Here is a 25,765-nt window from a genome sequence, read left to right as displayed (position 1 = left end):
CTCTCCTGGTATCTGCTTTCAGGATGTCCTAATGTCCATGAGTGCCGTAATGCCGGCACGTCGAAACGGTCTTCCCGATGCAGTGCGTCCTAGCCTAACAACAAACAAGGAGACACCCATGAGAGATACCCCGTTCACAGTCCGGCGTAAAACGGCGCACCTGCGTGCCGCGATCGCCATCGCAGGTGCGGCGCTCGTTCCCGGCGCACACGCTGCCGAAAACGACGCCCATCACCCGGAATTCAACCGGCTGCCGTCGTTCGTGGTGGCGAGCAGTCTGCAAACCACGAGCTACGATGGCGTCAGCGACGATCTGTTGACCGCCGGTCTCGGCAAAACCGGCCTCGCCGGGGCGCAGCCTGCCATCGCCAACCCCTCGGCGCCGACGGCAGCGGAACTGCGCCGGCTCGCGATCTGGTCGAACTATCGGGCGCTCGTCGATATGAGCGCGAACGGCGGTTATGGCCGCTTCTGGGGGCCCAATGTCGATGTGTACGGCAACGACACACTGGGCGAAGGCAAAATCGCCGGCACCGAATATCTCGCGTTTGCCGACGACGGCAGCGGCCGCCGGAACGTCAGCCTGCTCGTGCAGGTGCCGACCAGCTTCGATCCGGCGAACCCGTGCATCGTGACCGCCACGTCGTCGGGCTCGCGCGGCGTGTACGGCGCGATCTCCGCGGCCGGCGAGTGGGGACTCAAGCGAGGCTGCGCGGTCGCCTATACCGACAAGGGCACGGGCAACGGCGCAGAAGAACTGATGAGCGGCCTCGTGACGTTGATCGATGGCGTCACGGCCAACGCAGCAACGGCTGGGCGCACGAGTATTTTCACCGCGGACGTGCCGGCGGGCGCGCTCGCCGCCTACAACCAGAAGTTTCCGAGCCGTTATGCGTTCAAGCACGCGCATTCGCAGTTGAACCCCGAAGCGAACTGGGGCCGCGACACACTCGAGGCGGTCCAGTTCGCGTACTGGGTGCTCAACCAGCAGTTTGCGCCGCGCGTCGACGCATCGAATCGCGGCGTGCGCTATGCGCCCGGCGACATTACGACGATCGCGGCTTCCGTGAGCAACGGCGGCGGCGCATCGCTCGCGGCAGCCGAAGAGGACACGGGCAAGTGGATCACGGCGGTCGTGGTCGGCGAACCGCAGATCAATGTGCGCATGCCCGGTGACGCGCAAGTCAGGGAAGGTGGGCAGCGCATTGCCGCGGCCGGCAAACCGCTGGCCGACTACATGACGCTCGCGAACCTGCTGCAACCCTGCGCCGCGCTCGCGGACGCCGCCGCCGGCGCGCCCTATCTCACCGCGCTGCCCGTGGCGACCACGACAGCCATTCGCCAGGCGCGCTGCACGTCGCTCGCGGCGGCAGGCTACGTCCACGGCGGCGATACGCAGGCGCAGGCGAACGACGCGCTCCAACGCCTGCATGAAGCCGGCTATGAAGCGGACTCCGATCTGCTGCAGGCGCCGATGTGGGATTCACAGGCCGTGCCGGCTGTTGCGGTGACCTACGCCGATGCCTACACGCGCTCGAGCGTGCTCGACAACCTGTGCGGATTCAGCTTCGGCACGACGAACGCATCGACGGGTGCCGCGGGCGTTGCGCCCGCCGTCTCGCCAATGCTGACCATCTTTGGCGTGGGCAATGGCGTGCCGCCGACCAATGGCGTCAATCTCGTCTACAACGTCACGCCGCCTGGCGGCGCCGACCATCGGCTGGCCACGCCCGACGCCAGCTTCGCGGGCGCGGCATGTCTGCGCGCGTTGTGGACGAACGGTGATCCGCGCATGCGCCAGAGCGTCCAGGCGATCAGCGTACATGCGAACCTGCATGGCAAGCCCGCAATCATCGTACAAGGCCGCAGCGACGCGCTCGTGCCGATCAATCATGCGTCGCGCGCGTATCTCGCGGCAAACAGCGAACGGGAAGGTTCGCACAGCCACCTGTCGCTGTACGAGGTGACGAACGGGCAGCACTTCGATGCATTCCTCGCCGTGCCGGGCTTCGATACGCACTTCGTGCCGGTGCACTACTACAACATCGCGGCGCTCAATCTGATGTGGAATCACCTGAAGAATGGCACGCCGCTGCCGCCTTCCCAGGTCATCCGCACGATCCCGCGCGGCGGCAACCCGGGCGCCGCGCCGCCGTTGGGTCTCGCGAACCTGCCGGCCATCGTGGAGAATCCGGGCAGCAACGCGATTCGCGCGAACGACGGCGTCGTGAACGTGCCGCATTGAGTCGCGAAGCACGCCGGCGCGGCGAGCGCATCACACCAGCAGTTGCCGCGCCAGCACTTCTCTCGCTTGTGTCACGGTGTCCCCTTCGCCGGGATGCGGTGGCAGGAGCGAGAACACGGCGTCGGGCAAGGCCGGCAGCCGGTGCTTCGGGCCGAGCCGCGTGAGACCCTCCCCGATTGCCGAAGCGCACAGGCATCCCACGCCCAGACCGGCTGCCAGCATGGACTGCAGCCCGGCCACGCCCGACGCGCTGTGAACGAGCACGTACGGGATGTCGTTTTCTTCGAGCGAGCGCACCGCGACCTGGTGCATCATGCAGTCGCCCGGCAGCAGCACGAGCGGCAAGGCTTGCGGCAACTGCTCGGCGAGCGTCGGCGACGCAACCCAATAGAGCGGTTCGCGCAGCAACTCCCAGCGCGCGTCCGCGTCGGTGGCGGCGGGTCGGAACGGGCCGCGCGACAGATGCATGACCACGCCGAGATCGATTTGCCGCTTCGCATACGCGAGCTCGATATCGGCGCTCTTCATCGCGCTCACGTGCAAGCTCAGCTGCGGATAGCAGTCGCGCAGCCGCACGAGCAGACCGGCCACCTCGTTCGTGCGGAAGTACTCGGTGATCGCGACGCGCAACTCGCCCTTGATGGCCTGGCCGCGCACGTCGTCGAAAGCGGCTTCGTTGAGCGCCACGAGACGCCGCGCATGGTCGAGCAATCGTGTGCCCGCGGGCGTGAGCTCCACACCGCGCTTGCTACGCACGAAAAGCGGCATGCCCGCGCGCGCTTCGAGCTTGCGCACCTGCTCGCTGATCGTGGATTGCGAAAGGTGCAGCAACGGCGAGGCCGCCGAAAGGCTGCCCACGTTCGCCACAGCCGCGAACGTCTTCAACTGGTCGAATTCGAAGCCACGCATGACATTCAACATCCATCGAATAACTCGATGGATAGTACCACCTATTCCCGCTTTTCCGTCAGATCGAGGTGGATCAGAATGTCGACTGGACGCTCACGCTGCGCGCGTGCTGAATAGCGCAGCCTGACGAAATCCGGCCCTTTATCGCTGAGCACACTCATGTCTGACAATACGTACGCCGCCTGTGCCGTGGCGCCTCGCGCCGCCGCAGCCGATACCAGCCACGGCCATCACGGCTGGGCGCTGGTCGTTTTGCTGGTGGGCGCGATTCTGCCGCCGCTCGACTATTTCATCGTGAACCTCGCGCTGCCCGCCATCCGCGACGGACTCGGCGCGAACGCGTCCGAACTCCAGCTGGTCGTCTCGGCCTATGCGTGCGCGAATGCCGTCATGCTGATCACGGGCGGGCGCCTCGGCGACCTGTACGGCCGCAAGCGCATCTTCATGGTGGGCATGGCGGGCTTCGTCGTCGCCTCCACATTCTGCGGCCTGGCCACCAGCGGCACGGCACTGGTCGCCGGACGCATCCTGCAAGGCCTGTTCGCCGCGACCCTCGCGCCGCAAGTGCTCGCCACGATCCGCAGCGTTTTCACGCCGCACGAACAGGTGCGCGTGATGGGGCTTTACGCGTTCGTTTTCGGCGTGGCCGCGGTGATCGGCCAGCTTGGCGGCGGCGCGCTCATCAGCCTGCATCCGTTCGGTCTGGGATGGCGCGCGATCTTTCTCGTCAACCTGCCTATCGGCGTGTTCGCGCTCATCGGCAGCTGGCGCTTCATCCCGGAAAGCCGGCCGCCGCGCGGCAAGCGCATCGATGTCCCGGGCACCCTGCTGCTGTCGCTGTTTCTGCTGATGCTCGTCTATCCGCTCACGCGCGGACGCGAGTCGGGCTGGCCGCTGTGGATGCTCGCCTGCCTCGCCGGCTCGCTGCCCATGCTCGGTCTGCTGCTGCGCGTCGAGTGGCGCAGCCTCGTCAACGGCAAGGATCCCCTGCTCGATGTGCGCCTCTTCCGCAATCCGGTCATCGCGCTCGGTCTCGTGCTGGCGTTCCTCTTCTATACGATGAGCGCGTTCTTCCTGACCTACGGTATTTATCTGCAAGGCGGCCTGCATTGGACGCCGCTCGCTTCGGGACTCGCGATCCTGCCGTTCGGCATCGGCTTTCTTTCCAGCCCGCTGCTGATGCCGCGCCTCGTGCACCGGTTCGGCGGCTATCGCGTGCTGACGCTGGGCTTCGTGATGCTCGCGGGCGGACTCGCGATTGCGGCTGCGCTCGCGGGGGCGGTACAGCCCGGCGCCGGTTTCTATCTCGGACTCGCGGCGATCGGCATCGGCCAAGGGCTCGTTTTGCCCTCCGTCGTGCGCATCGTGCTGGCCGAAGTGGAGCCCGAGCGCGCGGGCATCGCCTCGGGCATGGTCACGGCAATGCTGCAGATCGGCGCCGCCGTCGGCGCGGCCACACTAGGCGGCCTGTTCTTCTCGACGCTCGGCGCGGCGCCCGGTGTGATCGACTACGCACATGCGTTCAAGACGACGATGTTCGCACTCGTCGCGATCCTGCTGCCCTGCGCGCTGCTCTCCACCGCGCTGGGACCGCTGCATCGGCGCACGCATGCAAACGGTCCCGGCACACAAACCAATACGCAGTGATTTGCTCCGGAGTCCTCGCTATCAGAAGTCGATCTGCGCGGAGCACGGTGCGGAGCGCGCAGATCGTGAGGCAGGTGCCCTGCTGGAGCCAGTAGCAGGCGATGCAGTGAAACGCTTTCGCTTATATTGGATGTCTGATTATATTTTCTTCCTTGCAGCGGCTATTCACCCACGGGAGGAAATACATTCCAGTAACCGTCGTCGTGCTGAAAGAAGAACAGCGCGTGAAAACCCGTTGTCTGGCGCGTCTCCACGCACACATAGCGTGCCCTGCCGGAAGGGGTATGGCCAAACGCGGTGACATGCACCGGCGAAGTCGGTGCGAGCCATTTTTCGACCTGATAACGCAGTGACTGCGTCTTCGTGCGTCTCATCTGGTCCTCCCAGAGATCGGTTGGTTTTGCAGCCTTTTCGCCGGAAACCGCGAAAACGCCCTGCGCAAACCGAACGCTCTTGATGCAAGGCGCAATTCTTACCGCGTCGCATCAAGTGTTTGAGAAAGCACTTTAACTATAGCCAGAAAAGCCTTTCGCAACATCGATTTCAGCAAGATAGCAACAAAACAACAGAAACCCGGAAACAAGCGTCCGGCAGCATGGGACGACCCCGGCTGATGCGCCGCACCAGGCTGTGAAACGAATGAAAACGTATGCGATTGTGAGGCGCGCGGTCCCGGCGTATCCTGACTTCTGGCAGTTGGCCACCGGGACCTTTTGACTGGCCATTGAAACGATGAGAAACGTGTACGTTGCGATTTACATCTTGTTGTTGATAGCCGTTATCGTCGGCGTGGATGTGGTTTTCCTGAAAAATCTCTTCTGGCTACGGCTGGCCGTGAACATCGGCATCGTCGTGGTATTCGCCGCCGTCTACTACGCATTATTAAAGAATCTGTAAGTCAGGGATCGCGCGTAAAGGACGCAAACCCTGCACCGCGCCCCACACACCCGCGGCACACACGACCGCACCCACGAAAACCACAAGCCACAAATAAAGCCCGCGAGGCCGATACCGTTGAGGGAGCGCGGTGAGGCTCAGGGCGACGAGCAACCCCAACACGAGCGGCAACATCAACGTGTTGACCACTTGCGCGGCAACGTTCAGGGAAACGAGGTCGGGTGCGAGCCAGACAGCCCAGGCACTGCCTGCAACGGCTAGCGCATACGCGCCGTAGAACCAGGGCGCGCGGCCGGGACGGTCATCGAGCGAGGCCCGGTACCCGAATACATCGCCGAGCCCCCATGCCAGCGCGAGTGAACTCACGATGGCGGCCACCAGCGCCGCACCGAGCACGCCTGCGCCAAAGAGCAGGCGCCCCGCAAACGGGCCCGTTACCGCAACGAGCGCATTGCTGATTTCGCCGATACTGCCGAGGGAGCGCGGCTCGCCATGCGCCGACAACGTAGCCGCCGCAGCGACGAGCACCGCTGCCGTCAGCAATTGCGTGAGGACGGCGCCAACCGCCGTCTCGACTCTGGCCGACGTGAAGTCCTTCGCCGTGAGGCTGTCCGCGACCGCCGCCTGCTGATAGAACACCATCCACGGATTGAACGTCGCGCCAATGAGCGCCGCCGCCAGGTAGCCGGCTTCGCGGCCGCCCGCTGCCAGATGAGTCATTTGCGGGACCATGACCTGAAGTTTGTGACGCGCACTCCATGCGACGGCAAAGAACGTCAGGTCGAACGCGCCGATGGCAATCGCGATCCGGTCTACGCGCTTGTGCGAGCCCGTAACGACGATACCGGTCAACAGAATGACGGCGAGCGGCAGCGTGACGGCACGCGATACGCCATACATTTCCCCCACGCCGGCAACGCCCGTGAACTCCGTCACGAGCGACCCCAGCACGGCCACGACCAGTCCGGCCGCGGCGAGCGCGGCCCAAACCGGTCCGAAGCGCGAGCGGATGAGTTCGCCATAACCGCGCCCGGTGAAAATGCCCAGGCGCACGGTCAGCTCCTGAACCATGTAGAGCAGCGGGACCAGCGCAAGCAGCACGGGCAAGAGCCGCAGCCCCGTTTGCGCGCCGGCCTGCGCGGCCGTCACGACGTTGCCGGCGTCGCAGTCGGCCAGCATCACGAGCAGACCTGGGCCCCACAGGGCGAGCCCCCGCAGTCCACGCGAAACGGTTTGCTTGAGCGTCGGGAGACGAGTCATGCGTTCTGAAAGGATGCGCCTGTAGTATCTGTCGGGCGATTGTAGCGTGCGAGTCGGGAGCCGCCAGGCCTGACGTTTGTGCTCCGCAGCCTGTCCCGAGGGACGTCGATTTTCATTTACCTTACCCATGGCCTCTATATCCGCGCGTTCATCCAGTCAAACTACTGACGCCCCCGCCGCCGTGATTCTGGGCGCCATAGGGGTGGTTTTCGGCGACATCGGAACCAGCCCGCTCTACACACTGCGCGAATGCCTGAAAGCCGCAGGCGGAATTAGCCAGACCAACGTATTCGGGATCGTTTCGCTGATCCTCTGGTCGATCATCATTGTCGTGACGCTCAAATACGTGAGCTTCGTCATGCGGGCGGACAATGACCGCGAAGGCGGCATTCTGGCGCTCACGGCGCTGGCCGCTCGTGTGGCGCCCGTGCGCCTGCGCACCGTGCTGCTGACGCTCGGCGTATTCGGCGCCGCGATGTTTTACGGCGACTCGATGATCACGCCGGCGATTTCGGTCATCTCGGCAGTGGAAGGCGTCGAACTCGTGGATCCTCATCTGGCCGCGTGGGTCGTGCCGATCTCGCTCGTGATCCTGACCGGCCTGTTCAAGCTTCAAAAACACGGCACGGCCACGGTCGGAAAAGTCTTCGGGCCGGTCATGATCGTCTGGTTCCTGACGCTTGCCGTACTCGGCGTCGCTCATATCGCACACAACCCCGGCATTTTGCGCGGCGCATCGCCGTCTTACGCCCTGAGCTTCATCGCACATGCACCCGGCACGGCATTCGTCGTCCTCGGCTCTGTGTTCCTTGCGTTGACGGGCGGCGAAGCGCTTTACGCGGACATGGGACACTTCGGCAAGACGCCGATCCGGCTCGCGTGGCTGCTGCTCGTGCTGCCGAGCCTCATCCTCAACTACTTTGGCCAGGCCGCGCTCGTGCTGTCGAAGCCTTCGGCGCTCACGCAGCCATTCTTCTCCCAGGCGCCGGACTGGGCATTGCTTCCGCTGGTTCTGCTGGCAACGGCCGCGACGATCATCGCTTCGCAGGCCGTCATTTCCGGCGCGTTTTCCATGACGAAGCAGGCTGTCCAGCTCGGGTTGCTGCCCCGCATCCCCGTCGTCCACACTTCGACACACGAAGTCGGTCAGGTCTACGTGCCGTTCATCAACATCTCGCTCTATGCGGCAGTCGTATTCCTCGTCGTGTTCTTCCGGTCTTCCGACAATCTCGCGGCCGCTTATGGCATTGCCGTCGCCTCGACGATGCTGCTCACGACGCTGCTCATGTACTTCATCACCCACTGCCTGTGGAACTGGAAACCGGTCGCTACGCTGGCAGTGATCGGGCCGCTGGCCGTCGTGGATGCGATATTCGTCGCGAGCAATGCGAGCAAGGTCCTCGATGGCGGATGGTTCCCGCTGCTGGCGGGCGGCGCGCTGTTCACTATCATGACGACATGGCATCGCGGGCGGGAGATGGTCGTCGAGCGCGTGAAAAGCGACAACCTGCCGCTTCCGGCATTCATTCACTCCTTGTGCGATGGATCGCACCCGCCTCCCCGCGTGGGCGGTACGGCAGTGTTTCCAGGCGGCGTGCCCGGCATGACGCCGAGCGCGTTCCTGCACAATCTCAAGCATAACGGCGTGATGCACGAGACCAATATCTTTCTGGCCGGCACGACCGAGAACGTTCCGCACGTGCCCGAAAGCGAAAAAGTCTCGGTGAGCGATCTTGGGCACGGTTGCTATGCGGTCGCCGCGCGTCACGGCTTCATGGAAATGCCCAACGTGCCGGCACTGCTCCTGCTCGTGCAGAAGCAGATACCTACGTGGCAGTACGAACCCGCGGCCACGTCGTTCTTCCTGGCCCGCGACACGATCCTCGCAACGGCACAGAGCAAAGGCATGTCGCTATGGCGCGAGAAGCTGTTCGCGTTCATGGCGCGCAACGCAGCGCAGGCGGCCGAATACTACAGCCTCCCCGCGAACCGGGTTGTCGAGATGGGTGGACAGATCAACCTCTGAGGCACGATCCGGCGTATCACTCGAGAAAAACGACGCATGGTGAACGACGACCGCACCACGATAATTGCCAGACGAACGCCGGAATCCGCGGCCATGACGGCCAACCTCAAACGGGCGATGGCGATCACGGCCAGGATCAACCGGGGATTGCCACCGACGAGCGTAACGAACTGCCCCCTCAGTTTGAAAATCCGCTGTAGCAGCGCAATCGTCGTGAACGCGCTCGCGCTACTATGAATAGCTCAATTGCTTGTTTGTGGTGAGATAACCGATCGGCAAGAATGGCCCTGCCAAACTTTGGTCAGGACCACGATATGTCGAACGCGCCCAGCCTTCAGCTCGATTCCGCCACGCTCGTCGAAGAATACGACCGGCTTGGCATTCGCCAGTTTCATCACGGTCTGCAACTGCTCGACGTGCTCGGCTTGCGTGAAGGCGAACGCGTGCTCGACGTGGGTTGCGGCACGGGCCGTCTCACCGAATCGGCGGCACAGCGCGTGGGCGAACACGGCGAAGTGCTCGGGCTCGATCCGTTGCCGCTGCGCGTGCAGCGCGCGCTCGAACGCGCGCAGGGCCGCTTCGCCGCGCGCGTCGGCCGCGCCGAAGCGCTGGAAACGGTGCCCGATGCGCACTACGACGTGGTGTATTTCAACAGCGTGATTCACTGGATCCCGGATCAGGCGCAAGCGCTGCGCGAAGCGTGGCGCGTGCTCAAGCCAGGCGGCCGGATCGGCTTCACGACCATGCCCGAAGAAGCGCCACACGACCTGCATGTCGTGCTGCGCGCGCTATTTGCTGGCGAGCCCGAATGGCAGCGCGCTGGAATCGGCGCGCCGAACAAACTCACGCGCGAGCGCTCGGCAGCGCTGCTCCAGGGCGCCGGCTTCGACGTGACGCACAACGAGATCCGCACCTTCGGCGACACTTTCGACAACGTCGACGACGTGCTCGCCTTTAGCCGGTCCAGTTCGTTCGGCAATTTCCTCGCCTCGCTCACGCCCGACGACATCGCACGCGTACGCGCACGGCTCGCGGGCGCGCTCGAACCCCATCGCAACGCGCGTGGCTATGCGCTCACGCGGCGCATGATCATCGCCACGGCGCACAAGCCGCTCGCGCATTGAATCTGCCTTCCATTCCGTAGCGAACGCCAACCACATTCGAGGAGCACACATGAGCGCAGCACCGCGACGCGCGGGACAATTGAGCCTCGGCGCCTTCCTGATGGAGACGGGCCACCATATCGCCGCGTGGCGTCACCCCGATGCACACGCAGCCGGCGGCCTCGACTTCGCGCACTACGCCAAGCTGGCGCAAACGGCCGAGCGCGCCAAATTCGACGCCGTCTTTTTCGCCGATAGCGTGAGCGTGCGCGACACCCATGTGCCTTCGCTCTCGCGCACCGCGCGCGCCGATCATTTCGAGCCGATCACGCTGCTCTCCGCGCTATCGGTGGTCACGAAGCACATCGGGCTCATCGCCACGGTGTCGACCTCGTTCAACGAGCCCTATAACGTAGCCCGCAAATTCGCTTCGCTCGACTATCTGAGCGGCGGCCGCTCGGGCTGGAATCTCGTGACGTCGAGCACCGAAACCGAAGCGCACAACTTCAGCCTCGACAAGCATCTCGATCACGCCTTGCGCTACGAGCGCGCGAAAGAGTTCTACGACGTGGTTTCCGGGCTTTGGGACAGCTGGGAAGACGACGCCTTCATTCGCGACAAGGCAAGCGGCCTCTACTTCGACCCGCAGAAGCTGCACACGCTGGACTATCGCGGCAAGCACTTCAAGGTGCGCGGCCCGCTCAACGTGGCGCGTTCGCCGCAAGGCTGGCCCGTCGTGGTGCAGGCGGGCGCCTCGGAAGCCGGCAGGGAACTCGCGGCGCAAACCGCCGAAGTGATTTTCGTCGCGCATCAAACGCTCGATGAAGCCAGGCAGTTCTATCGCGACGTGAAAGGGCGGCTCGCGCGTTACGGCCGCCGCCCCGAGCATCTCAAGATCATGCCGGGCATTTTCCCCGTGATCGGCCGCACGCAGGAAGAAGCGCAGGAGAAGTTCGACGCGTTGCAGGCGCTGATCCATCCGAGCGTGGGACTGCAGCTGCTCGCGAACATGTCGGGCGGCCTCGACCTCTCGCAATATCCCGTGGATGGCCCCGTGCCCGACCTGCCGGAAACCAACGGCGGCAAGAGCCGGCAACGCTTGCTGCTCGATCTCGCGCGGCGCGACAACCTCACCATACGCGATCTCTATCTGCGCATTGCGGGCGCGCGCGGGCATCAACAGGTGATCGGCACGCCGCAAAGCATTGCGGACCAGCTTCAGCAATGGTACGAGGAGGAAGGCGCCGACGGCTTCAATATCATGTCGCCCTGGCTGCCTGGCGGCCTCGACGAGTTCGTGCAGTACGTGGTGCCCGAATTGCAGCGTCGCGGACTTTTTCGCACGGAATATACGGGGCGCACATTGCGCGAGCATCTTGGCCTGCCTCGTCCCGCGAACCGCTACGCCACGCAGCGCGAAGACGCATTGCGCGTCGCTTCCTGATTCCGTTCATCGACAATCCACATTTCACGCCAGGCCGAAATATTCGCACCGAAGATGCCCGCATACTGTCGATACGCGCTCTATCCCTGGAGCGTGACCCGTAATCTCACCGCGTCCGCGTGAAATCGACCGCCCAGCATGCAAACATCGACCGCGAGCAAATCGGCCGGACTCGACCTGCTTTTGCTCCTCGCACTTTCCACGCTGTGGGGCGCGTCCTATACGTTCATTCGAGTCGGCGTGACGACCATCCCGCCGTTGACGCTCATCGCCGCGAGAACGTCGATTGCCGGAACGCTCCTTCTGTTCTGGATGCTGTGGCAGCGCATTCCGGTACCGCGAGACCCGGCCGTGTGGCGTCGCTTCGCCGTGCAGGCGCTGCTCAATAGCGTGATTCCCTTTACCTTGATCGCATGGGCAGAGCGTTCGGTGGAAGCCGGTCTGGCGACCATCCTCAACTCGACCTCGCCTGTCATGGCGTTCCTCGGCACGTGGCTGATTACCCGCCACGAACAGGTCAACGCGCGCAAGCTGTTCGGCGTCGCCGCGGGTCTCGCTGGCATATGCCTCGTGGTCGGCGTGAGTGCATTCGAAGGACTCGGCCAGCAACTCGTTGCGCAGCTGGCGATCGTCGCCGCGACGGTTTGCTACGCCGGTGCGGCGATCTACGGCCGTTCGTTCAAGGGACTCTCGCCGGTCGCACCCGCTGCGGGGTCTCTCATCGTCGGTGCGATACTGCTGGTCCCCGTGAGCCTGGCCTTAGACCGCCCGTGGACGCTTCATCCGTCGTTGCAATCGATCGCAGCGCTGATCGCACTCGCCGTCTTTTCCACGGCGATCGCGTTCGTCATCTACTTCCGGCTCGTCCAGACGCTCGGCTCGGTCGGCACGACGGCGCAGGCCTATTTGCGCGTGCCGGTCGGCGTGGCGATAGGCATTGCGTGGCTCGGTGAATCGCTTTCGACCTCGGCGTGGCTGGGGCTCGGGTGCGTCGTTGCCGGAGTCATCGCGATGACGCTGCCATCGGCCAGCCAATCCCGCGCGAGCGGCCACAGGCTGCGCTCGAATCGCGAGTGAAAAAACGCGAAATGTCCGATGCTGCGCTCGCCAATTGACGCGGGCGCGATGCGTACATGCGTCGACAGGCTCTGTGTGAAATAACACAGCGCGCGTTCGATCGCGCGAATCGTGCCGAATGGATCGTCGTGGAAGCTCACGGCGAGAATCGGCGCACGCATGTTGCCGAAACGAGCGACGATGTCCATGCGCTGCTCGGGCGTGCGTGCGAGCGCCCCGTCGCCGAGCGTGTCTTCAAAGCGGGCGCGGCCCCGGCTCCATATCCTCGCAACGCCGCGCGGCGTGTCCTCCATCCATCCGAACCACGATGCGGGGAAATAGCCCATCAGGCCAGTCAAAACCGGCATCACGACATGCCATTTCCAGAGCATGAGCGGCATGCTGCGCGGCGCGTAGTCTCGCCAATACGCGTATTGCGTGCCGACGGTGAAGACGCGTCGAATGAGATGATTCGACGGCGCGAGCCCGATCAGGAAGCCGCCAATGCTATGCCCCACGACATCGATCGGCTGCCCAGGGAACAGGCTTCTTGCTTAGCGCAGCACCGCTTCGAAATCGCGCTCTCCCCATTCCAGCCAGCTCGCATCGAGCGTGGCGAGCGCGACGGGCTGCGAGCCGCCAATGCCACGGTAGTCGTAGACCAGCACGTCGAAACCCTGCTGGTGCAGCCATGCACCAAAGCGGAAATAGTAGTGGCAGCGTACCGACGTCGCCGAATTGACGATGACCACCGGACGCGACGCGTCCGCGTTCGGCAGCGCGTGACGACGCCACACATATGCGCGAAGCGTAAAGCCATCGGCAGCAGTGATGGCGACAGCGATGGGACGTGCCTCGGCTGGATCGGCTGAATCCATGAGCGTGCTCCCTGAAGAATCCGGAGTATCGATTTCACTTGACCTTGCCCGCTGCATCAATCAATCTTTGCGCAGCTTTCGCATGAGGAAAACGCATGTCAGTGCCGCTCGTGAAACTCCCTCCTCTCGACCTCATTCGCGGTTTCGTCGCGGTGGGCCGGCGCATGAGCATCACGCTCGCCGCCGACGACCTGTGCGTGACGCAATCCGCCGTGAGCCGCCAGATCGCCGCGCTCGAAGAAGCGCTAGGCGTGCGCCTCTTCAACCGCGGCTATCGTTCGATCGCGCTCACAGCGGAGGGCGAGCGCCTGCTGCGCGTTGCGGACGGCGCGGTGCAGCAGATGCAGGAAATCGTCGGCGCGCTGGCCGCGCCCCAAGCACGTCAGCCGGTGACGATCACCGCCAGCATCGGCATTGCAGGACTGTGGCTGCTGCCGCGCATCGGCGAGTTGCAACGCCAGCTTCCCGATATCGATCTGCGCCTTGCGACCTCAGAGAAGGTGCTCGATCTGCGCGCAGAAGGCATCGATCTCGCCCTGCGCTACGCGCCGGCCCGCATCGCGCCGGAGGCAGCCAATCGCGCTGTGCATCTGTACGACGAATACGTATTGCCGGTCGCGCATCCTTCGTTGAACGTGAAGAAGCTCGACGCGGCCACGCTCGCGCGCCACGTGCTGCTCGAATTCGAGGGCGTGCGCCGCCCGATGCTGCGCTGGGCGGATCATCTGGGCGCGCGCGGCCTTGACGGCGCTCCGCTTCGCGGCGTGCTGCGTTTTAACCAGTACGACCAGGTCATTCAGGCCGCCACCGCCGGCCGCGGTATCGCGCTCGGGCGCCTTGCCCTCGTGCAACCGCTGCTTGCCGACGGCAGGCTCGCCGCCATCGGCAATGCGCGCGCCGAGGGTCCGACTGGCTATGCCTACTGGCTGCATCAGGCCGACGAAGCGCCGCGCGACGACGTGCGCGCCGTCATCGACTGGATCGTCGATCAGGCTCGCCAAAACCAGGTCGCATGAGCGGCACGCATGCGAAGCGTGCCGAAAACTCACTTGAGCCAGCCCGCTTTCCCGCGCTCTACTAGGCACCACGCTGCGCAACAGCGAAGCGCCCAGTGCGAGGAGGCGAACGATGACCGGGATGGACGATGCATGGCGCCGCCGCTGGCTGCTCGTGATCGCAGGTGGCGTCGTGATGGGTGCGGCGCTCGGCGTGCGCAACGTGCAAGGGCTTTTTCTGTTGCCCGTCACGCTCGAGCGCGGCTGGTCGCGCGAGACGTTCGGCCTCGCGCTCGCGCTGCAAAACCTGCTGTGGGGCGTTGCACAGCCGCTCACGGGCATGATCTCCGACCGCTTCGGCTCCGCACGTGTGATCTTCGCGGGCGCCCTGCTCTACGCGCTCGGCCTCGCGATGATGGCATTGAGCGCGACGCCTGGCGTCTACACGTTTGGCGTGGGCGTGGTGCTCGGCGTGGCATTGTCCGGAACGGCTTTCGGCGCCGTCTATGGCGCGCTCTCGCGGCTCTTTGCAGCCGACCAGCGCAGCTGGGCGCTGAGCGTGGCGGGTATGTTCGGCGGCCTGGGCCAGTTCTGCATGGTGCCGCTCACTCAAGGGATGATCGGCAGATTCGGCTGGGTCACGGCAATTCTCGTGCTCGCCGCCATGATGCTCGCCAGCGCGCCGCTCGCGGCATGGCTGCGCGATCGGCCGCTGCGGCGCAGCGGCGCGATCGATACGCACGACACCCTGCGCCGAGCGCTCGGAAAGGCGTTCGCGCATCGCGGCTTCTGGCTGCTCAATCTGGGCTTTTTGTCGTGTGGCTTCCAGCTTGCGTTCATCGGCGCGCACCTGCCGGCGTATTTGCTCGACAAGGGCATGAGCGCGCGCGAAGCGAGCCTGGCGCTCGCGCTGATTGCGCTGGCGAACACGGCAGGCACGTTTCTCTGCGGTTACGCAGGGGGCTTTCTGCGGCGCAAGTATCTGCTCTCGGCGATCTACTTCGCACGGGCGGGCGTAATGGCGCTGTTCCTCGCCTTGCCCCTATCGCCCCTCACGCTTTACGTGTTCGCGTTCGCGATGGGCTTCATGTGGCTCGGCACCGTGCCGCTGACGAGCGGGATCGTTTCGCAGATGTTCGGCGTGCGCTATATCTCGACGCTCTTCGGCTTCGTGTTTCTCGGGCATCAGATCGGGAGTTTCTTCGGCGTCTGGCTGGGCGGCGTGGTGTTCGACGCGACGCATAGCTACGGCCTGCTCTGGCAGGGCTCGATTGCGCTTGGCGTCATCGCGGGATTGATGCACTTGCCGATCGACGACGAGCGGGTCGTGCAGCGCGCCATGATCGGCGGCCAACCTTCGTGAGTGAGGTCGTGGCCTGGCGCATCATGCAGGTCATGCTGGCCGTTTCGTTCGTAACGCTTATTGTCTGGACGTTCGTCGAGTATCTCGCGCCTTCGACGATACTTGCCTTGCTCACCGGCGCCGCGTTTTGCAGATGAGCGCGCCGCTGGTAGCCGCTTACTTGATCAACTGCAGTATGTCGCGAAAGCGCGGGTGCTGGCACGAGCGCAGCCATTCGAACGCGACCATCTCGACCGTCGCCACTTCAGCGCCCGCTTTGTTCAGCCGCGCAATGGCCGCCTCTTTGTCGGCGACTTTCCGCGAGCCTGTCGCGTCAGTAACGACAGTGACCGATAGACCGCGCTGCAGCAAACCCATCGCTGTCTGCAATACGCAGACATGGGCCTCGCATCCCGCGACGATGGCTCGGGTTCGCCCTTCAGGCAGCGCTTCAAACAGACCATCGGCGGTGGCGTCGAAATGGTGCTTTGCAACAGTCGTCGCGCACAGGTCCTTTATTTCCTGCGAGTTTTCGCCGAGCGCGCCCGGATTCTGTTCTGTCCCGATGACCGGAACATCGAGACCCCGAGCAATCCGCCCAAACCGAATGGCTTGAGCGACAACGGATTCGCCGTCGTGAATCGCCGGCATCAGTCTCATTTGCAAGTCGATAAGAACTACGATCGATTCGGAAACGCTATGCAGCATCACGCATCCTTTTCGGAGATTGCAGTGCGGAAAATGGCACCTGTCAGGGATATTACTAAGTATGCGACAAATGGTCACCGTGCGACTCTATGTCCCAATGCCATTCCCTATGGAGCCAGGCATGCAAGCAGAGACGCTAAAGAAAGCAAAAGCCGCCACCTTTCTCACCCGGTCGGCGGTGTGTCTGATGCTGTTGCCAGTTGCCTGTCTTGTCTGGGCACTCCAGGCGTATCCGCCACAAGAAGCGATTTGGGTTTGCTTCTCGCTGGCAATCTATATCTGGCCTTTCGCCGGAGTCCTGTTTGTGATCTCAGCGGGATTCCACGTCGGTAGCCACGGCCGCCGACTCGAAAAGGACGCCGGTTTCCGCGAGGCGCATGGGCACTAACTAGCCCGCGCGCCGTTCCTGCCAAACGGTCTGCTGTCGTTGCCCGGATAAAAGCCTGCTGGAAGCAACAGGCTTCTGAGGCGCGACTTGCCGTCCGCGTCCGTCCGTTTATCAAGACTGCCGGTATGATTGGTTAGCAAACCTTATCGGCACACCATCCTGCGCTGTCAGCGCGGAGCACAACAACGCACGCAGCGACGGCGCGGGTGACGCTACGCCTTGCGTGCGTTCGGCTGCCGCATGCGCGTCCTGCATGATCAAATCCGTTCGGCATCCTTATAATTCGGGTCCATTTGTCAGCGCCAGCTGCTCCGCGCGCCATGGCGAAGTCAGGCGCGCAATGTGCTTCGACCTTTTTCGCCCGGTGAAAGGCGGGGGACCGCTCTTTCGCCAATGGCGTTGTTCGCACTGCACCCAGGCCGAAACCACAAGGAGAAGAACGATGACCCTGCTCATCTATCTGATCGGATGGATCATTTTCATTGGCGGCGTGGCGTGGGCATTGATGGCGCTGCATGTTGCGGTGCACATCATCGAGATCGTGGCGGTGATACTGCTCGGCGTCGCGGTGATCACGGGCGCCACGCGCGCGCGCAATCGCGACCGGTCGACGTAGCCATACACGGGCGAGTCACGGGTGTGTGCAGACTGACGGCGCCTCACACGGCAAAACCAGGACCGGCAAAACTCGTGACTTTCGCTCACAAGCGTGCCCAAGGCGTCGGGTTTTACGATCAAAGTCATTTCAACTGGGCGTTCCGTCACGCGTTTGGCGTGGCCCCGTCTGCATACTGAGCCGATGGGCCTTCGCTCGCCTCACGCGTCAATATCTTACAAGCCAGACTCTCTCTTCCTCTTTAGGATCAGCAGAAGAACGGTTGGTCCGATCGCAATCCTGGAAGCCCATTGCAATGCATCTGCACTTTGAAACCCCGTTGGTGGAGTCGCGCGCCTTGAGCGTCCCTGGTGAACAATCCGTGTGGCTCAAGCTCGACGCCTTGCAGCCATGTGGATCGTTCAAGATCCGGGGCATCGGCCACGCTTGCGCCGTTCACCAAAGCCGTGGCGCGCAGCGTTTCGTATCGTCGTCCGGGGGAAATGCGGGTCTTGCCGTGGCTTATGCGGGCCGGCGCCTGGGCATTCCCGTGCTTGTCGTGGTGCCGGAAACGACGACGGAACGCGCCAGGGAGTTGCTCCGCCTGGAAGCTGCAGAGGTCGTGGTGCACGGCAGTTCCTGGCAAGAGGCCAACCAGTTCGCGCTGACCTTGCTGGGCGCGACGGACGCGTTTCTGCATCCCTTCGACGACACACTGCTGTGGCACGGCCATGCCTCGATGATCGATGAAGTTGCCCAGGCCCGCTTCAAACCCGATGCCATCGTGCTTTCCGTTGGCGGCGGCGGCCTGCTTTGTGGCGTCGTGGAAGGCCTCCGGCGCAATCATTGGCACGACGTGCCGGTGTTGGCCGTCGAAACCGATGGCGCCGCTTCGCTTCATGCCGCTGTCGAGGCGGGTCATACGGTGGCATTGCCCTGTATCTCCAGCGTCGCGACTTCGCTCGGCGCCAAGCGGGTGTGCGAGCAGGCCTTGCGCTGCGTGCGCGAGCACCCTGTCCACAGTCTCGTCGTATCGGACTCCAGCGCACTCGCTGCCTGCGAGCGCTTTCTTGCGGATCACCGCATTCTGGTTGAGCCGGCCTGCGGCGCAGCGCTGTCCGTCGCCTACGAGAGGCATCCCGCGTTGGCCAAATACCGGAATATTCTGGTTGTCGTATGCGGCGGCGCGACGGCCACCATCGATCAGATACGCGCGTGGGCAAGCGAGGCAGATAGCCGATGACCTGGTGCCCGCAGCGGCGGAAACGATCGGATCTTCGCGGCGCCGTGTTCGAAGCGGCAGCCTGCGCAACGCACAGTTACGCGACAGCCGCTCTGATGGCGCGGACCTACGGTCTGTAGACCTAAGCGGCTTTCGACTCTCCGATGTGCTCCAGCATCTCGCGGCCTGCGCGTGTTGTAACCCGGCGAGGGCCAGCGCGAGCTGGCCCTCGCTTGCGATCGCCGCGGCAACGTCAGCCGGGAACTCCCATTGCGCTACGAGGAACGCAACTTACAGGAGCTCGACATGCACTGGCGTCATCTAGCGCTTGGTTTGCTCATAGCCGCGGCATTCTCATTGCCCATTGCATGGGGTGCAAATGACGACCAGCACATGAATCGGCCGAACGACCTTCATACTGCCACTCCGATCAAGCACCTGGTCGTGATCTATGGAGAGAATGTCTCGTTTGATCACTACTTTGCCACCTATCCGCATGCGGCAAATCCTTCAGACGAACCGGCGTTCAACGCACTGCCCGGTACGCCCGCGGTGAACGGCCTCTCTGGACCCCTCCTCTCCAGAAATCCGAATGCCACGAATCCGGCCAATGGCGCGGGCGCAGCGAACCCGTTCCGCATCGACCGTACGCAAGCTGCGACCGCCGACCAGGATCACGCCTATGCGGCAGAACAGCAAGCCTACGACAACGGCGCCGTCGATCTGTTCCCGAAGTACACGGGCAAAGGTAAGAGCGACCTGGACGGCGGGTCCGGAAACAATGGCGAGGTGATGGGCTATTACGACGGCAACACGGTCACAGCGCTGTGGAATTACGCGCAGCGATTCGCGATGAGCGACAATGCCTGGTCGTCGACCTATGGCCCGTCGACGCCAGGCGCGCTGGAGGTGGTCTCGGGTCAAACCAACGGCGTGAGGCCCGTGCTGACGACGAAAAGGCCTTCCGTCCCGGGCTCCTACTACGTGAACGACGGACAGGGCGGCTTCACGCTGATCGACGACGTCGATCCCGCCTTCGACCAATGCTCGAGCCAGCGCGACACCGTCATGATGACGGGCCGAAACATCGGCGACCTCCTGAACGCCCGTAATATTTCGTGGGGCGGCTTCATGGGCGGCTTCAACCTCGAGACCGTGAACAGCAATGGCACGACCGCGTGCAGGCGCAGCACGCTATCGGCGGTCGTCGGTGCTGCCAAGGAGGACTACGTTCCACACCACAACTGGTTCCAGTACTACGCGTCGACGTCGAACCCGAAACATTTACGCCCGAGTTCGATCGAGGCGATCGGGCATACCCTGGAACGTGATGGCCGGACCCCGGACCCCGCCAATCATCAGTACGATTCCGACGACTTCTTTGGCGCGGTGAGCGCCGGGAACTTTCCGTCCGTGAGTTTCCTCAAGGCCCCCGCCTTCCAGGACGGTCACGCGGGCTATTCGGATCCACTCGACGAACAGGCGTTCGTCGCGAAGGTCGTCAACTTTCTGCAGCGCCAGCCGGACTGGACCAGCACCGCCATCGTCGTGACGTGGGATGACTCGGATGGCTGGTACGACCACGCATACGCATCGCCGACGAGCGCGTCATACGATTCGTTCGCCGATCACCTCAACGGTCAGGGAAAATGCGGTACCGGCACCGCGCAGGACGGCGTGAACGGCAAACCCGTGAACGGCCGCTGCGGCCCGGGTGCACGCATTCCGTTTCTCGTCATTTCGCCCTGGGCGAAAGAGAATTACGTCGACCATACGTTGATCGACCAGTCGTCGGTCGTTCGCTTCATCGAAGACAACTGGCTCGACGGAGAACGTATCGGCGGCGGGTCGTTCGACAGCAAGGCCGGCAGCATCATGGGGATGTTCGACTTCGGCCGCCGCTACGAAGACATCGCGCAGCGCAAGCTGTTTCTCGACCCGCCGACGGGGCTGCCAGTCGACCGGCCTGCGGAGGTCTGGCGCCAGACAGCGCGGAGTTCGAAAGCTCTCACCATTCCAGTTTTGATTTCGATTCAATGCAAGGGTAAACGATGCAGTGCGCGCCATTTCTACACTGACTTCTTGTAGATATGTCAACGCATCGCGTCGCTTCTTTCCCTCAGTTTTCAGCCTCTCGATAGTTCATATGGTTGATTTGGAATCCAAATCTGTCTCTCCTTCATTTGCTGGTTACCATGCAAGCGCCCCAGCGCGCCATCAGCGCTATGTCTGATTGTGGCTTCGGTCACAGCCCGAGATAAAAACGTGGCGCTATGTATCGAATGAATAACGCCTCGCCTTTACACAGACCCTTGCAAATTTTCTGATGCTCGGGAAGGTACGGCGATTGCAACACAAGCGAAGCGCGTTGCCGTGTACGCCGATTGCCGGATGGCCCACAGAGACCCTGACGGCGTTTGGAGTTGTGCGACGCGATGCCTGACATTTGCATGAGCGGGGGCTCTTCTATGTCGAACCGACACGAGGCCTCTCCTGCCGAGACGGGGGAGGTCCTGGTACTGGTGGGCGCCGCCTTCGCTGTGCTTGGCGGCTGGCTCGTCGCAATGGGTTCCACGCCCTACTACGTCGTCACCGGCCTCGCGCTGATCGGCTCGGGTACCCTCATGGTGCGAAGCCGCTCGGCGGGCGTCTGGAGCGTCTTCTTCACGCTCGTCGCGGCACTCGTCTGGTCTATCTCCGAAGTCGGGCGCGACGGCTGGAAGCCCATGCCGCGCCTGCTGCTGCTCGCGCTGCTCGGCATCTGGTTCTACCTCAACATCGGCCTCGGCAATTCAGCGATCGCCCGCCCCGTACGCGTTGTGGCGGGCGTCGCGGCGATCGTCTATGCGCTCACGATCGTCGGCATGTTCTCGCCCAAGGTGCCCATGTCGGTGGCGCAACACCTTCGCTACGGACCGTTATCTCCTCCCCACAGCAGCAGCGCGTCGTCCGATCAGGGTAACTAGCATCGTCCGGGATTATTTGCTGTGAACGAATTGAGAATTGATTTCGATTCAAACGGCGAACTCGTGATGCAGGCTTTCAGCGCTTCATCAGACGTGCGAGGAACACCAGTTGCTGAGGGCAGGTCCGGCAGTCAAAGAGGTATGCGACCGTGTTTATACAATTCCCAGATGAAGAAGCCTTCTACCACGCGAGTGGCACGATCCGGTATCGCGCCGTCGTCGACGGCACTTGGGTCATGTGCGAAATATCTCCGGAGGCCCTGGAAGACTATTTTCGTGCGCGCTCGGGCCGCGCCGGCCTGTTAGCGGCCTTCGCAACACATAGAAAGGAGATCGAATCAATCACAAGACAAATTCTTCCCCATCGGATCTACGCTGGACGCTGCCAGCTTTTCTTGCGAGACTGCTTATACAGGCCAGAAACGAACGAAGCCGACATCAGGCACAACGGCGAATTCCTGGAAGCTGCCCGACGCGACGAGATGGCAATCACGAGCGCATGCCTACCGTCAGACATGGATCCTCTAGAAGCTGGAAGTGCGTTGACGTGAGGGCGCGCACCGCGATCTGATTTCCTTGAATACGAATGCCGCCGGGTCCTTGACGCACTGCAGTGTGATCCAAGGCACGCTATATGCGCACGTATGAGATTGCATCGCAGCAGCTCGCCGCTGCGAACTGCTTTCACCGTGTGCGCTGGCTTGAAAAGAACATGAAAAATGCCTTGCGTATGTGGCACGGAGGCGGTTGAGGATTCTGTTCGAGACCGCCCTTCTCACGAATTCATCAGCGGGATGGCCACAATAATGAACAGCTTCGATATCGTCATTCTGGGAGCCCTCACTCAACTCCAGCTTCCTCAACAGGTCAATTACGCCATTGGGGTAATTGCCGACTTCTACACGTTCAAGGGCTATCTGTTGATCCCGTTGTTGTGGTGGATCTGGTTCCAGCCACACGAGCGGCGCGGCTGGCGCCGCGAGATAGTACTCGCCACGCTGGCGAGCGGCCTGATTGCACTCGCGGTGGGGCGCCTGCTTGCGCGCATTCTGCCGTACAGGGAGCGGCCGCTATTCACACCGGGGCTGAATCTGCATTTCGCCTCGTCGCCCGTACAGCTTGCCGGGCTGATGCACTGGAGTTCCTTTCCGAGCGATCACGCGATGCTGTGGACGGCAGTGGCAATGGGGATCTTCCTCGTCTGGAGAGGCATCGGCATTCTTGCGTTCCTGTCTGTCGCGGCATTTGTCTGCTTTCCGCGTGCGTACCTGGGTTATCACTACCCGACGGATCTGCTCGTCGGTGCCTTCATCGGCATCGTGATCACCTGGATCATGACGCGCAGAGCCGTGAGACGGCGCACGGTCAAACCCTTCATGCGCTACGTCATGCGCTACCCTGGGCCGGTCGCGGCGGTCGGTTTTCTGCTCTGTTTCGAACTGGTCACACAGTTCGACGATCTTCTGCGCCTCGCCCATTCGGTATGGCACACGGCGACATGACAGATGCCGACGTCGAGTCCACGCCAATCCTGGCTGCCGGCTTTTCCGCCCACCGCTTCCGCGATGGTGATGGCAACAGGCATCGTCTCGATGGCAACGCATCTGCTGGGCGTTCGGTGCGATGAAATCAATCACGGGGGAATGACGACCCTCGCGGTGAACTAGTTCGCACTACTGTGCATCACTGCGCGCGTGCGTCGTGATCTGCACGAAATCGGCAACGATACGCCCTTCGCCGTAGTGTGCTTCCATCTGTTTCAACTGCTGCCCCACTGCCGCGAGGTAAGCCGAGCGAGACTCCGAAGCCGGACGCAGCCCATCGAACAACGGTGCCGGCGTGATCAGCAGAACGATCATCTCCGTGCCGAACGGCTTGTCCACGAGCCAGTATCCCGATCCCCCGACCGTCGCCGAGAAGCCGGGCGGCGCCTGATTGTCGCGCTCGACATTGCTGGGAACCAGATGGACGACACTGCCGTCGAGCGCGAAATAATCCACGTTGACGTATGACTCGTAATGCGGCGTGGTGATATCGACGATGAGCGGCATGCCCTGCGTCAGACGTGCGTCGAGTGGCCGGGTATGGATCGTCGCGCCGCCGCCAGCCAGATGATTGGCGCGCCAATATGGCGCGAACGCGCTCACGACTTCACAGTTGTGGTTCTCCACCGCGGTCACGTCGAGTTTCGCGGCTAGCCCTCCGGGCGTTTGCGCGAGCGCGTCGTGAACGTGCGCCATGTTCTCGCCCGTGTTGGCAAAGCCTCGCACCTGGACCACGTGCTCGGGCAGCGACGCCGCAAGCGCCGAGCACGGAATCCGCGCGAGCGTCGTGTTCAGCGCGGCGATCGACGCCGCGTCGGCCACCGGCGCACTCGATGCGGGAACCACTGCAACCCCGCTCGCGGCAGGCATGCTCGCCACAACCGCGGCTGGCGCTGCGCCAAGCACCGGCGAGGCCGGCGCCTCCGAGGCCGCCTTCGTCGCGCCAGCGGGCGCCATGGCGGCCATCGAGGGCCTCGCGCCCGTTTGCCCATGTCCCGAAAGCACGCGATATCCTACCCATAACCCCGCAGCGACGACGACCGCCCCCACGCCAATGGCGCCAACCCGCGCGCCCGGGAACGCCGGTGCATGCTTGAGCACGCCCATGCCCTGGAGAAACTGATTGACGCTCGCAGTGCGCGAGGCGCGGTCAAACGAAAGCGCCGCGCTCAAGGTGCGCCACTGGCCGCGATCGAGGCCAGGCGCTCGCTCAGCGCGCATCTTGTCGCTGCGTGCCTGCGTGGCCGATTTGCGATTGAACGGGTGCTTGCCAGTCAACAGTTCATAGGTCACACAGGCGAGCGCATAGACATCGTCGCGCGGGTCCGGCTCCCGATGCTCGAACATCTCCGGACTCGCATAGGCGGGCGTGATGCCGCCGAGCGTCGCGGGATCGAACACAGTGACGTCGGGATCTTCTTCGGGCCGCTGGAACACACGCGCAATGCCGAAGTCGATCACTTTCACATCGCCGCCGTCGGTGAGGAAAACATTGGCGGGCTTGAAGTCGCAATGCACGAAGCCGCGCTCGTGCGCGTAGGCCAACGCCTGCCCCATCCCGGCAATGATGGGCCGCGCCTTTTCGAATGGCATGCCCGCGAAACCCGGCGCGCGCAGCAGCTTGCTGAGCGGCTTGCCCGAGAGATATTCCATGGTGAGGTAGACGAGCGGCCCGTCGCGGTCGAAGTCGTACACCGCGACGATATTGCGGTGCGCGAGCGTCTGCGCCTTGCGGGCTTCACGCTGCAATGCGATCAGCGAAGTCGGCTGGCCGCGGAACTGCACGTTCAGCACCTTGATCGCGATATAAGGCTTGCGATCCGAAGCTTCCAGCTTGCGCAAATCGAGCGCCTTGTAGACGGTGCCCATGCCACCCACACCCAGACATTCTTCGAGCACGAAGCGACCATTGAGCGTATCGCCGATTCCCTTCACGTGGTCCGCATCGTCGCCTGTGGTGGCGCTACGCGCAGCGGCCAGGGCTTCGTGAATGCGAGTGGAGTCGTCGACGGCCGCCGCGTTGTCCTGGCGATGTTCGATGCGGCGCAGGACCTCGGCATACACGGCATCGGGCAGCGGATGGACCGTTTGCGTCGCGTCCACCGCTTCGCGCAGGCGAGCGCAATTGGCCGCGTCGACCGCGAGCACGTGGTCGATCTCGGCGAAGAACGCCTCGCGTGAGAGCGCCCCGCTCTGGAATGTCTGGATCAGCTGCGCAAGGCTCATCATTCGTATGCCTTCAACTCAGCTTCAGGATGGCCGAGGCGCTTTGCGTCACACGTTCCCGGCGCACGATCGCGCCGCGTGTAGCTGCGGCCGCGATCCCCGTCGAGTCCGCTGCAGCGCGGTCTCGTCATCTTTAAAGCATACAGAGTCGCCGCCGGACCTGCGCGCACCGTGATCTCAGCCGGCGCGCGCCTGCAACCATGCAACAAGGTCTGATGAGAGATTAATCTGCGGCACGGCGCAGTGCAATCGGTGCCTGAACCAGGCCTTTGGCTCGCACGTGTTGCAGCGAATCCAACGAGCGCGCCCAGCGC

22 protein-coding genes and 3 pseudogenes are annotated in these 25,765 nt (G+C 63.3%); 19 read left to right on the top strand and 6 right to left on the bottom strand.

Features of this window, described 5'->3' with window-relative positions; all coding sequences use genetic code 11:
* The first annotated feature begins 118 nt into the window (after positions 1 to 118).
* Positions 119 to 2,245 carry a D-(-)-3-hydroxybutyrate oligomer hydrolase gene (locus AB4Y43_RS13235; RefSeq protein WP_368727973.1) on the top strand — a complete coding sequence of 709 codons (2,127 nt, stop codon included), beginning with the start codon at positions 119 to 121 and terminating at the stop codon, positions 2,243 to 2,245.
* Positions 2,246 to 2,275: 30 nt separating this feature from the next.
* Here AB4Y43_RS13235 and AB4Y43_RS13230 read toward each other — a convergent pair whose 3' ends face one another.
* Positions 2,276 to 3,154, bottom strand: coding sequence for a LysR family transcriptional regulator (locus tag AB4Y43_RS13230; RefSeq protein WP_069262431.1), 879 nt, complete (start codon positions 3,152 to 3,154; stop codon positions 2,276 to 2,278).
* A gap of 159 nt (positions 3,155 to 3,313) precedes the next feature.
* Between AB4Y43_RS13230 and AB4Y43_RS13225 the strand changes: the two genes are divergently transcribed.
* A complete protein-coding gene (locus tag AB4Y43_RS13225; protein WP_368727972.1) occupies positions 3,314 to 4,801 on the top strand; it encodes an MFS transporter in 1,488 nt (495 codons plus the stop codon).
* 161 nt (positions 4,802 to 4,962) lie between these two features.
* Here the strand turns inward: AB4Y43_RS13225 and AB4Y43_RS13220 are convergent, their stop codons facing one another.
* Entirely contained in the window at positions 4,963 to 5,175 is a 213-nt protein-coding gene (locus AB4Y43_RS13220) for a hypothetical protein (RefSeq protein WP_069262228.1), read from the bottom strand.
* 388 nt (positions 5,176 to 5,563) lie between these two features.
* On the opposite strand from AB4Y43_RS13220, the gene AB4Y43_RS13215 reads away from it, so the two are divergent.
* Positions 5,564 to 5,698 (top strand): hypothetical protein, encoded by a 135-nt coding sequence (locus AB4Y43_RS13215; protein WP_342948238.1) that lies wholly within the window; start codon positions 5,564 to 5,566, stop codon positions 5,696 to 5,698.
* Here AB4Y43_RS13215 and AB4Y43_RS13210 read toward each other — a convergent pair.
* Entirely contained in the window at positions 5,684 to 6,958 is a 1,275-nt protein-coding gene (locus tag AB4Y43_RS13210; protein WP_342948239.1) for a divalent metal cation transporter, read from the bottom strand. The genes AB4Y43_RS13215 and AB4Y43_RS13210 overlap by 15 nt on opposite strands.
* Positions 6,959 to 7,085: 127 nt before the next feature.
* On the opposite strand from AB4Y43_RS13210, the gene AB4Y43_RS13205 reads away from it, so the two are divergent.
* From AB4Y43_RS13205 to AB4Y43_RS13185, 5 genes and pseudogenes are all read left to right on the top strand, one after another.
* Complete coding sequence (locus AB4Y43_RS13205; protein WP_368727971.1) at positions 7,086 to 8,984, top strand: potassium transporter Kup; 1,899 nt, start codon at positions 7,086 to 7,088, stop codon at positions 8,982 to 8,984.
* Positions 8,985 to 9,020: 36 nt separating this feature from the next.
* Positions 9,021 to 9,128: pseudogene (locus AB4Y43_RS13200) on the top strand (sugar O-acetyltransferase); the annotation flags it as partial.
* A gap of 170 nt (positions 9,129 to 9,298) precedes the next feature.
* A complete protein-coding gene (locus AB4Y43_RS13195) occupies positions 9,299 to 10,108 on the top strand; it encodes a methyltransferase domain-containing protein (protein WP_342948241.1) in 810 nt (269 codons plus the stop codon).
* Between the two features lie 49 nt (positions 10,109 to 10,157).
* A complete protein-coding gene (locus AB4Y43_RS13190) occupies positions 10,158 to 11,531 on the top strand; it encodes an LLM class flavin-dependent oxidoreductase (protein ID WP_368727970.1) in 1,374 nt (457 codons plus the stop codon).
* Between the two features lie 138 nt (positions 11,532 to 11,669).
* Positions 11,670 to 12,608, top strand: a complete 939-nt coding sequence (locus AB4Y43_RS13185; RefSeq protein ID WP_368727969.1) for a DMT family transporter — start codon at positions 11,670 to 11,672, stop codon at positions 12,606 to 12,608.
* 533 nt (positions 12,609 to 13,141) lie between these two features.
* On the opposite strand, the gene AB4Y43_RS13180 is transcribed toward AB4Y43_RS13185, so the two are convergent.
* Positions 13,142 to 13,465, bottom strand: coding sequence for a hypothetical protein (locus AB4Y43_RS13180; protein ID WP_368727968.1), 324 nt, complete (start codon positions 13,463 to 13,465; stop codon positions 13,142 to 13,144).
* Between the two features lie 95 nt (positions 13,466 to 13,560).
* On the opposite strand from AB4Y43_RS13180, the gene AB4Y43_RS13175 reads away from it, so the two are divergent.
* From AB4Y43_RS13175 to AB4Y43_RS13165, 3 genes are all read left to right on the top strand, one after another.
* The gene (locus AB4Y43_RS13175) at positions 13,561 to 14,481 is read left to right on the top strand and encodes a LysR substrate-binding domain-containing protein (RefSeq protein ID WP_368727967.1); all 921 of its coding nucleotides are present in this window, start codon (positions 13,561 to 13,563) and stop codon (positions 14,479 to 14,481) included.
* A 112-nt stretch (positions 14,482 to 14,593) separates the two neighbouring features.
* A complete protein-coding gene (locus AB4Y43_RS13170; protein ID WP_368727966.1) occupies positions 14,594 to 15,823 on the top strand; it encodes an MFS transporter in 1,230 nt (409 codons plus the stop codon).
* Positions 15,820 to 15,960 carry a hypothetical protein gene (locus AB4Y43_RS13165; protein ID WP_368727965.1) on the top strand — a complete coding sequence of 47 codons (141 nt, stop codon included), beginning with the start codon at positions 15,820 to 15,822 and terminating at the stop codon, positions 15,958 to 15,960. The genes AB4Y43_RS13170 and AB4Y43_RS13165 overlap by 4 nt, the downstream gene beginning before the upstream one ends.
* A gap of 19 nt (positions 15,961 to 15,979) precedes the next feature.
* On the opposite strand, the gene AB4Y43_RS13160 is transcribed toward AB4Y43_RS13165, so the two are convergent.
* Complete coding sequence (locus AB4Y43_RS13160; protein WP_368727964.1) at positions 15,980 to 16,510, bottom strand: isochorismatase family protein; 531 nt, start codon at positions 16,508 to 16,510, stop codon at positions 15,980 to 15,982.
* Between the two features lie 121 nt (positions 16,511 to 16,631).
* Here AB4Y43_RS13160 and AB4Y43_RS13155 point away from each other — a divergent pair, with 121 nt between their 5' ends.
* The 8 genes and pseudogenes from AB4Y43_RS13155 (at position 16,632) to AB4Y43_RS13120 (ending at position 23,183) form a co-directional block, all read left to right on the top strand.
* Entirely contained in the window at positions 16,632 to 16,898 is a 267-nt protein-coding gene (locus tag AB4Y43_RS13155) for a hypothetical protein (RefSeq protein ID WP_069262239.1), read from the top strand.
* A gap of 442 nt (positions 16,899 to 17,340) precedes the next feature.
* The gene (locus AB4Y43_RS13150; protein ID WP_176732829.1) at positions 17,341 to 17,514 is read left to right on the top strand and encodes a hypothetical protein; all 174 of its coding nucleotides are present in this window, start codon (positions 17,341 to 17,343) and stop codon (positions 17,512 to 17,514) included.
* A gap of 89 nt (positions 17,515 to 17,603) precedes the next feature.
* Positions 17,604 to 17,693: pseudogene (locus AB4Y43_RS13145) on the top strand (AraC family transcriptional regulator); the annotation flags it as partial.
* Positions 17,694 to 17,809: 116 nt separating this feature from the next.
* Positions 17,810 to 18,736 carry a pyridoxal-phosphate dependent enzyme gene (locus tag AB4Y43_RS13140; RefSeq protein WP_368727963.1) on the top strand — a complete coding sequence of 309 codons (927 nt, stop codon included), beginning with the start codon at positions 17,810 to 17,812 and terminating at the stop codon, positions 18,734 to 18,736.
* 372 nt (positions 18,737 to 19,108) lie between these two features.
* Positions 19,109 to 20,608 (top strand): annotated as a pseudogene (locus AB4Y43_RS13135) (phospholipase C); the annotation flags it as partial.
* Between the two features lie 575 nt (positions 20,609 to 21,183).
* Positions 21,184 to 21,681: a hypothetical protein gene (locus tag AB4Y43_RS13130; protein ID WP_141710577.1), complete on the top strand. Its 498-nt coding sequence runs from the start codon at positions 21,184 to 21,186 to the stop codon at positions 21,679 to 21,681.
* 149 nt (positions 21,682 to 21,830) lie between these two features.
* On the top strand, positions 21,831 to 22,232 hold the full coding sequence (locus AB4Y43_RS13125; protein WP_083245068.1) for a DUF1488 family protein: 402 nt from the start codon (positions 21,831 to 21,833) through the stop codon (positions 22,230 to 22,232).
* A gap of 255 nt (positions 22,233 to 22,487) precedes the next feature.
* Positions 22,488 to 23,183 (top strand): phosphatase PAP2 family protein, encoded by a 696-nt coding sequence (locus AB4Y43_RS13120; RefSeq protein ID WP_368727962.1) that lies wholly within the window; start codon positions 22,488 to 22,490, stop codon positions 23,181 to 23,183.
* A gap of 171 nt (positions 23,184 to 23,354) precedes the next feature.
* Here AB4Y43_RS13120 and AB4Y43_RS13115 read toward each other — a convergent pair whose 3' ends face one another.
* Positions 23,355 to 25,454, bottom strand: a complete 2,100-nt coding sequence (locus AB4Y43_RS13115; protein ID WP_368727961.1) for a protein kinase — start codon at positions 25,452 to 25,454, stop codon at positions 23,355 to 23,357.
* Positions 25,455 to 25,765 lie beyond the last annotated feature (311 nt).

Source organism: Paraburkholderia sp. BR10872 (assembly GCF_040965835.1).
Classification (GTDB): Bacteria; Pseudomonadota; Gammaproteobacteria; order Burkholderiales; family Burkholderiaceae; genus Paraburkholderia; species Paraburkholderia nodosa_A.
The sequence above is the reverse complement of the archived record's forward strand: the minus strand, read 5'-3'. Positions and strand labels throughout refer to the sequence as shown.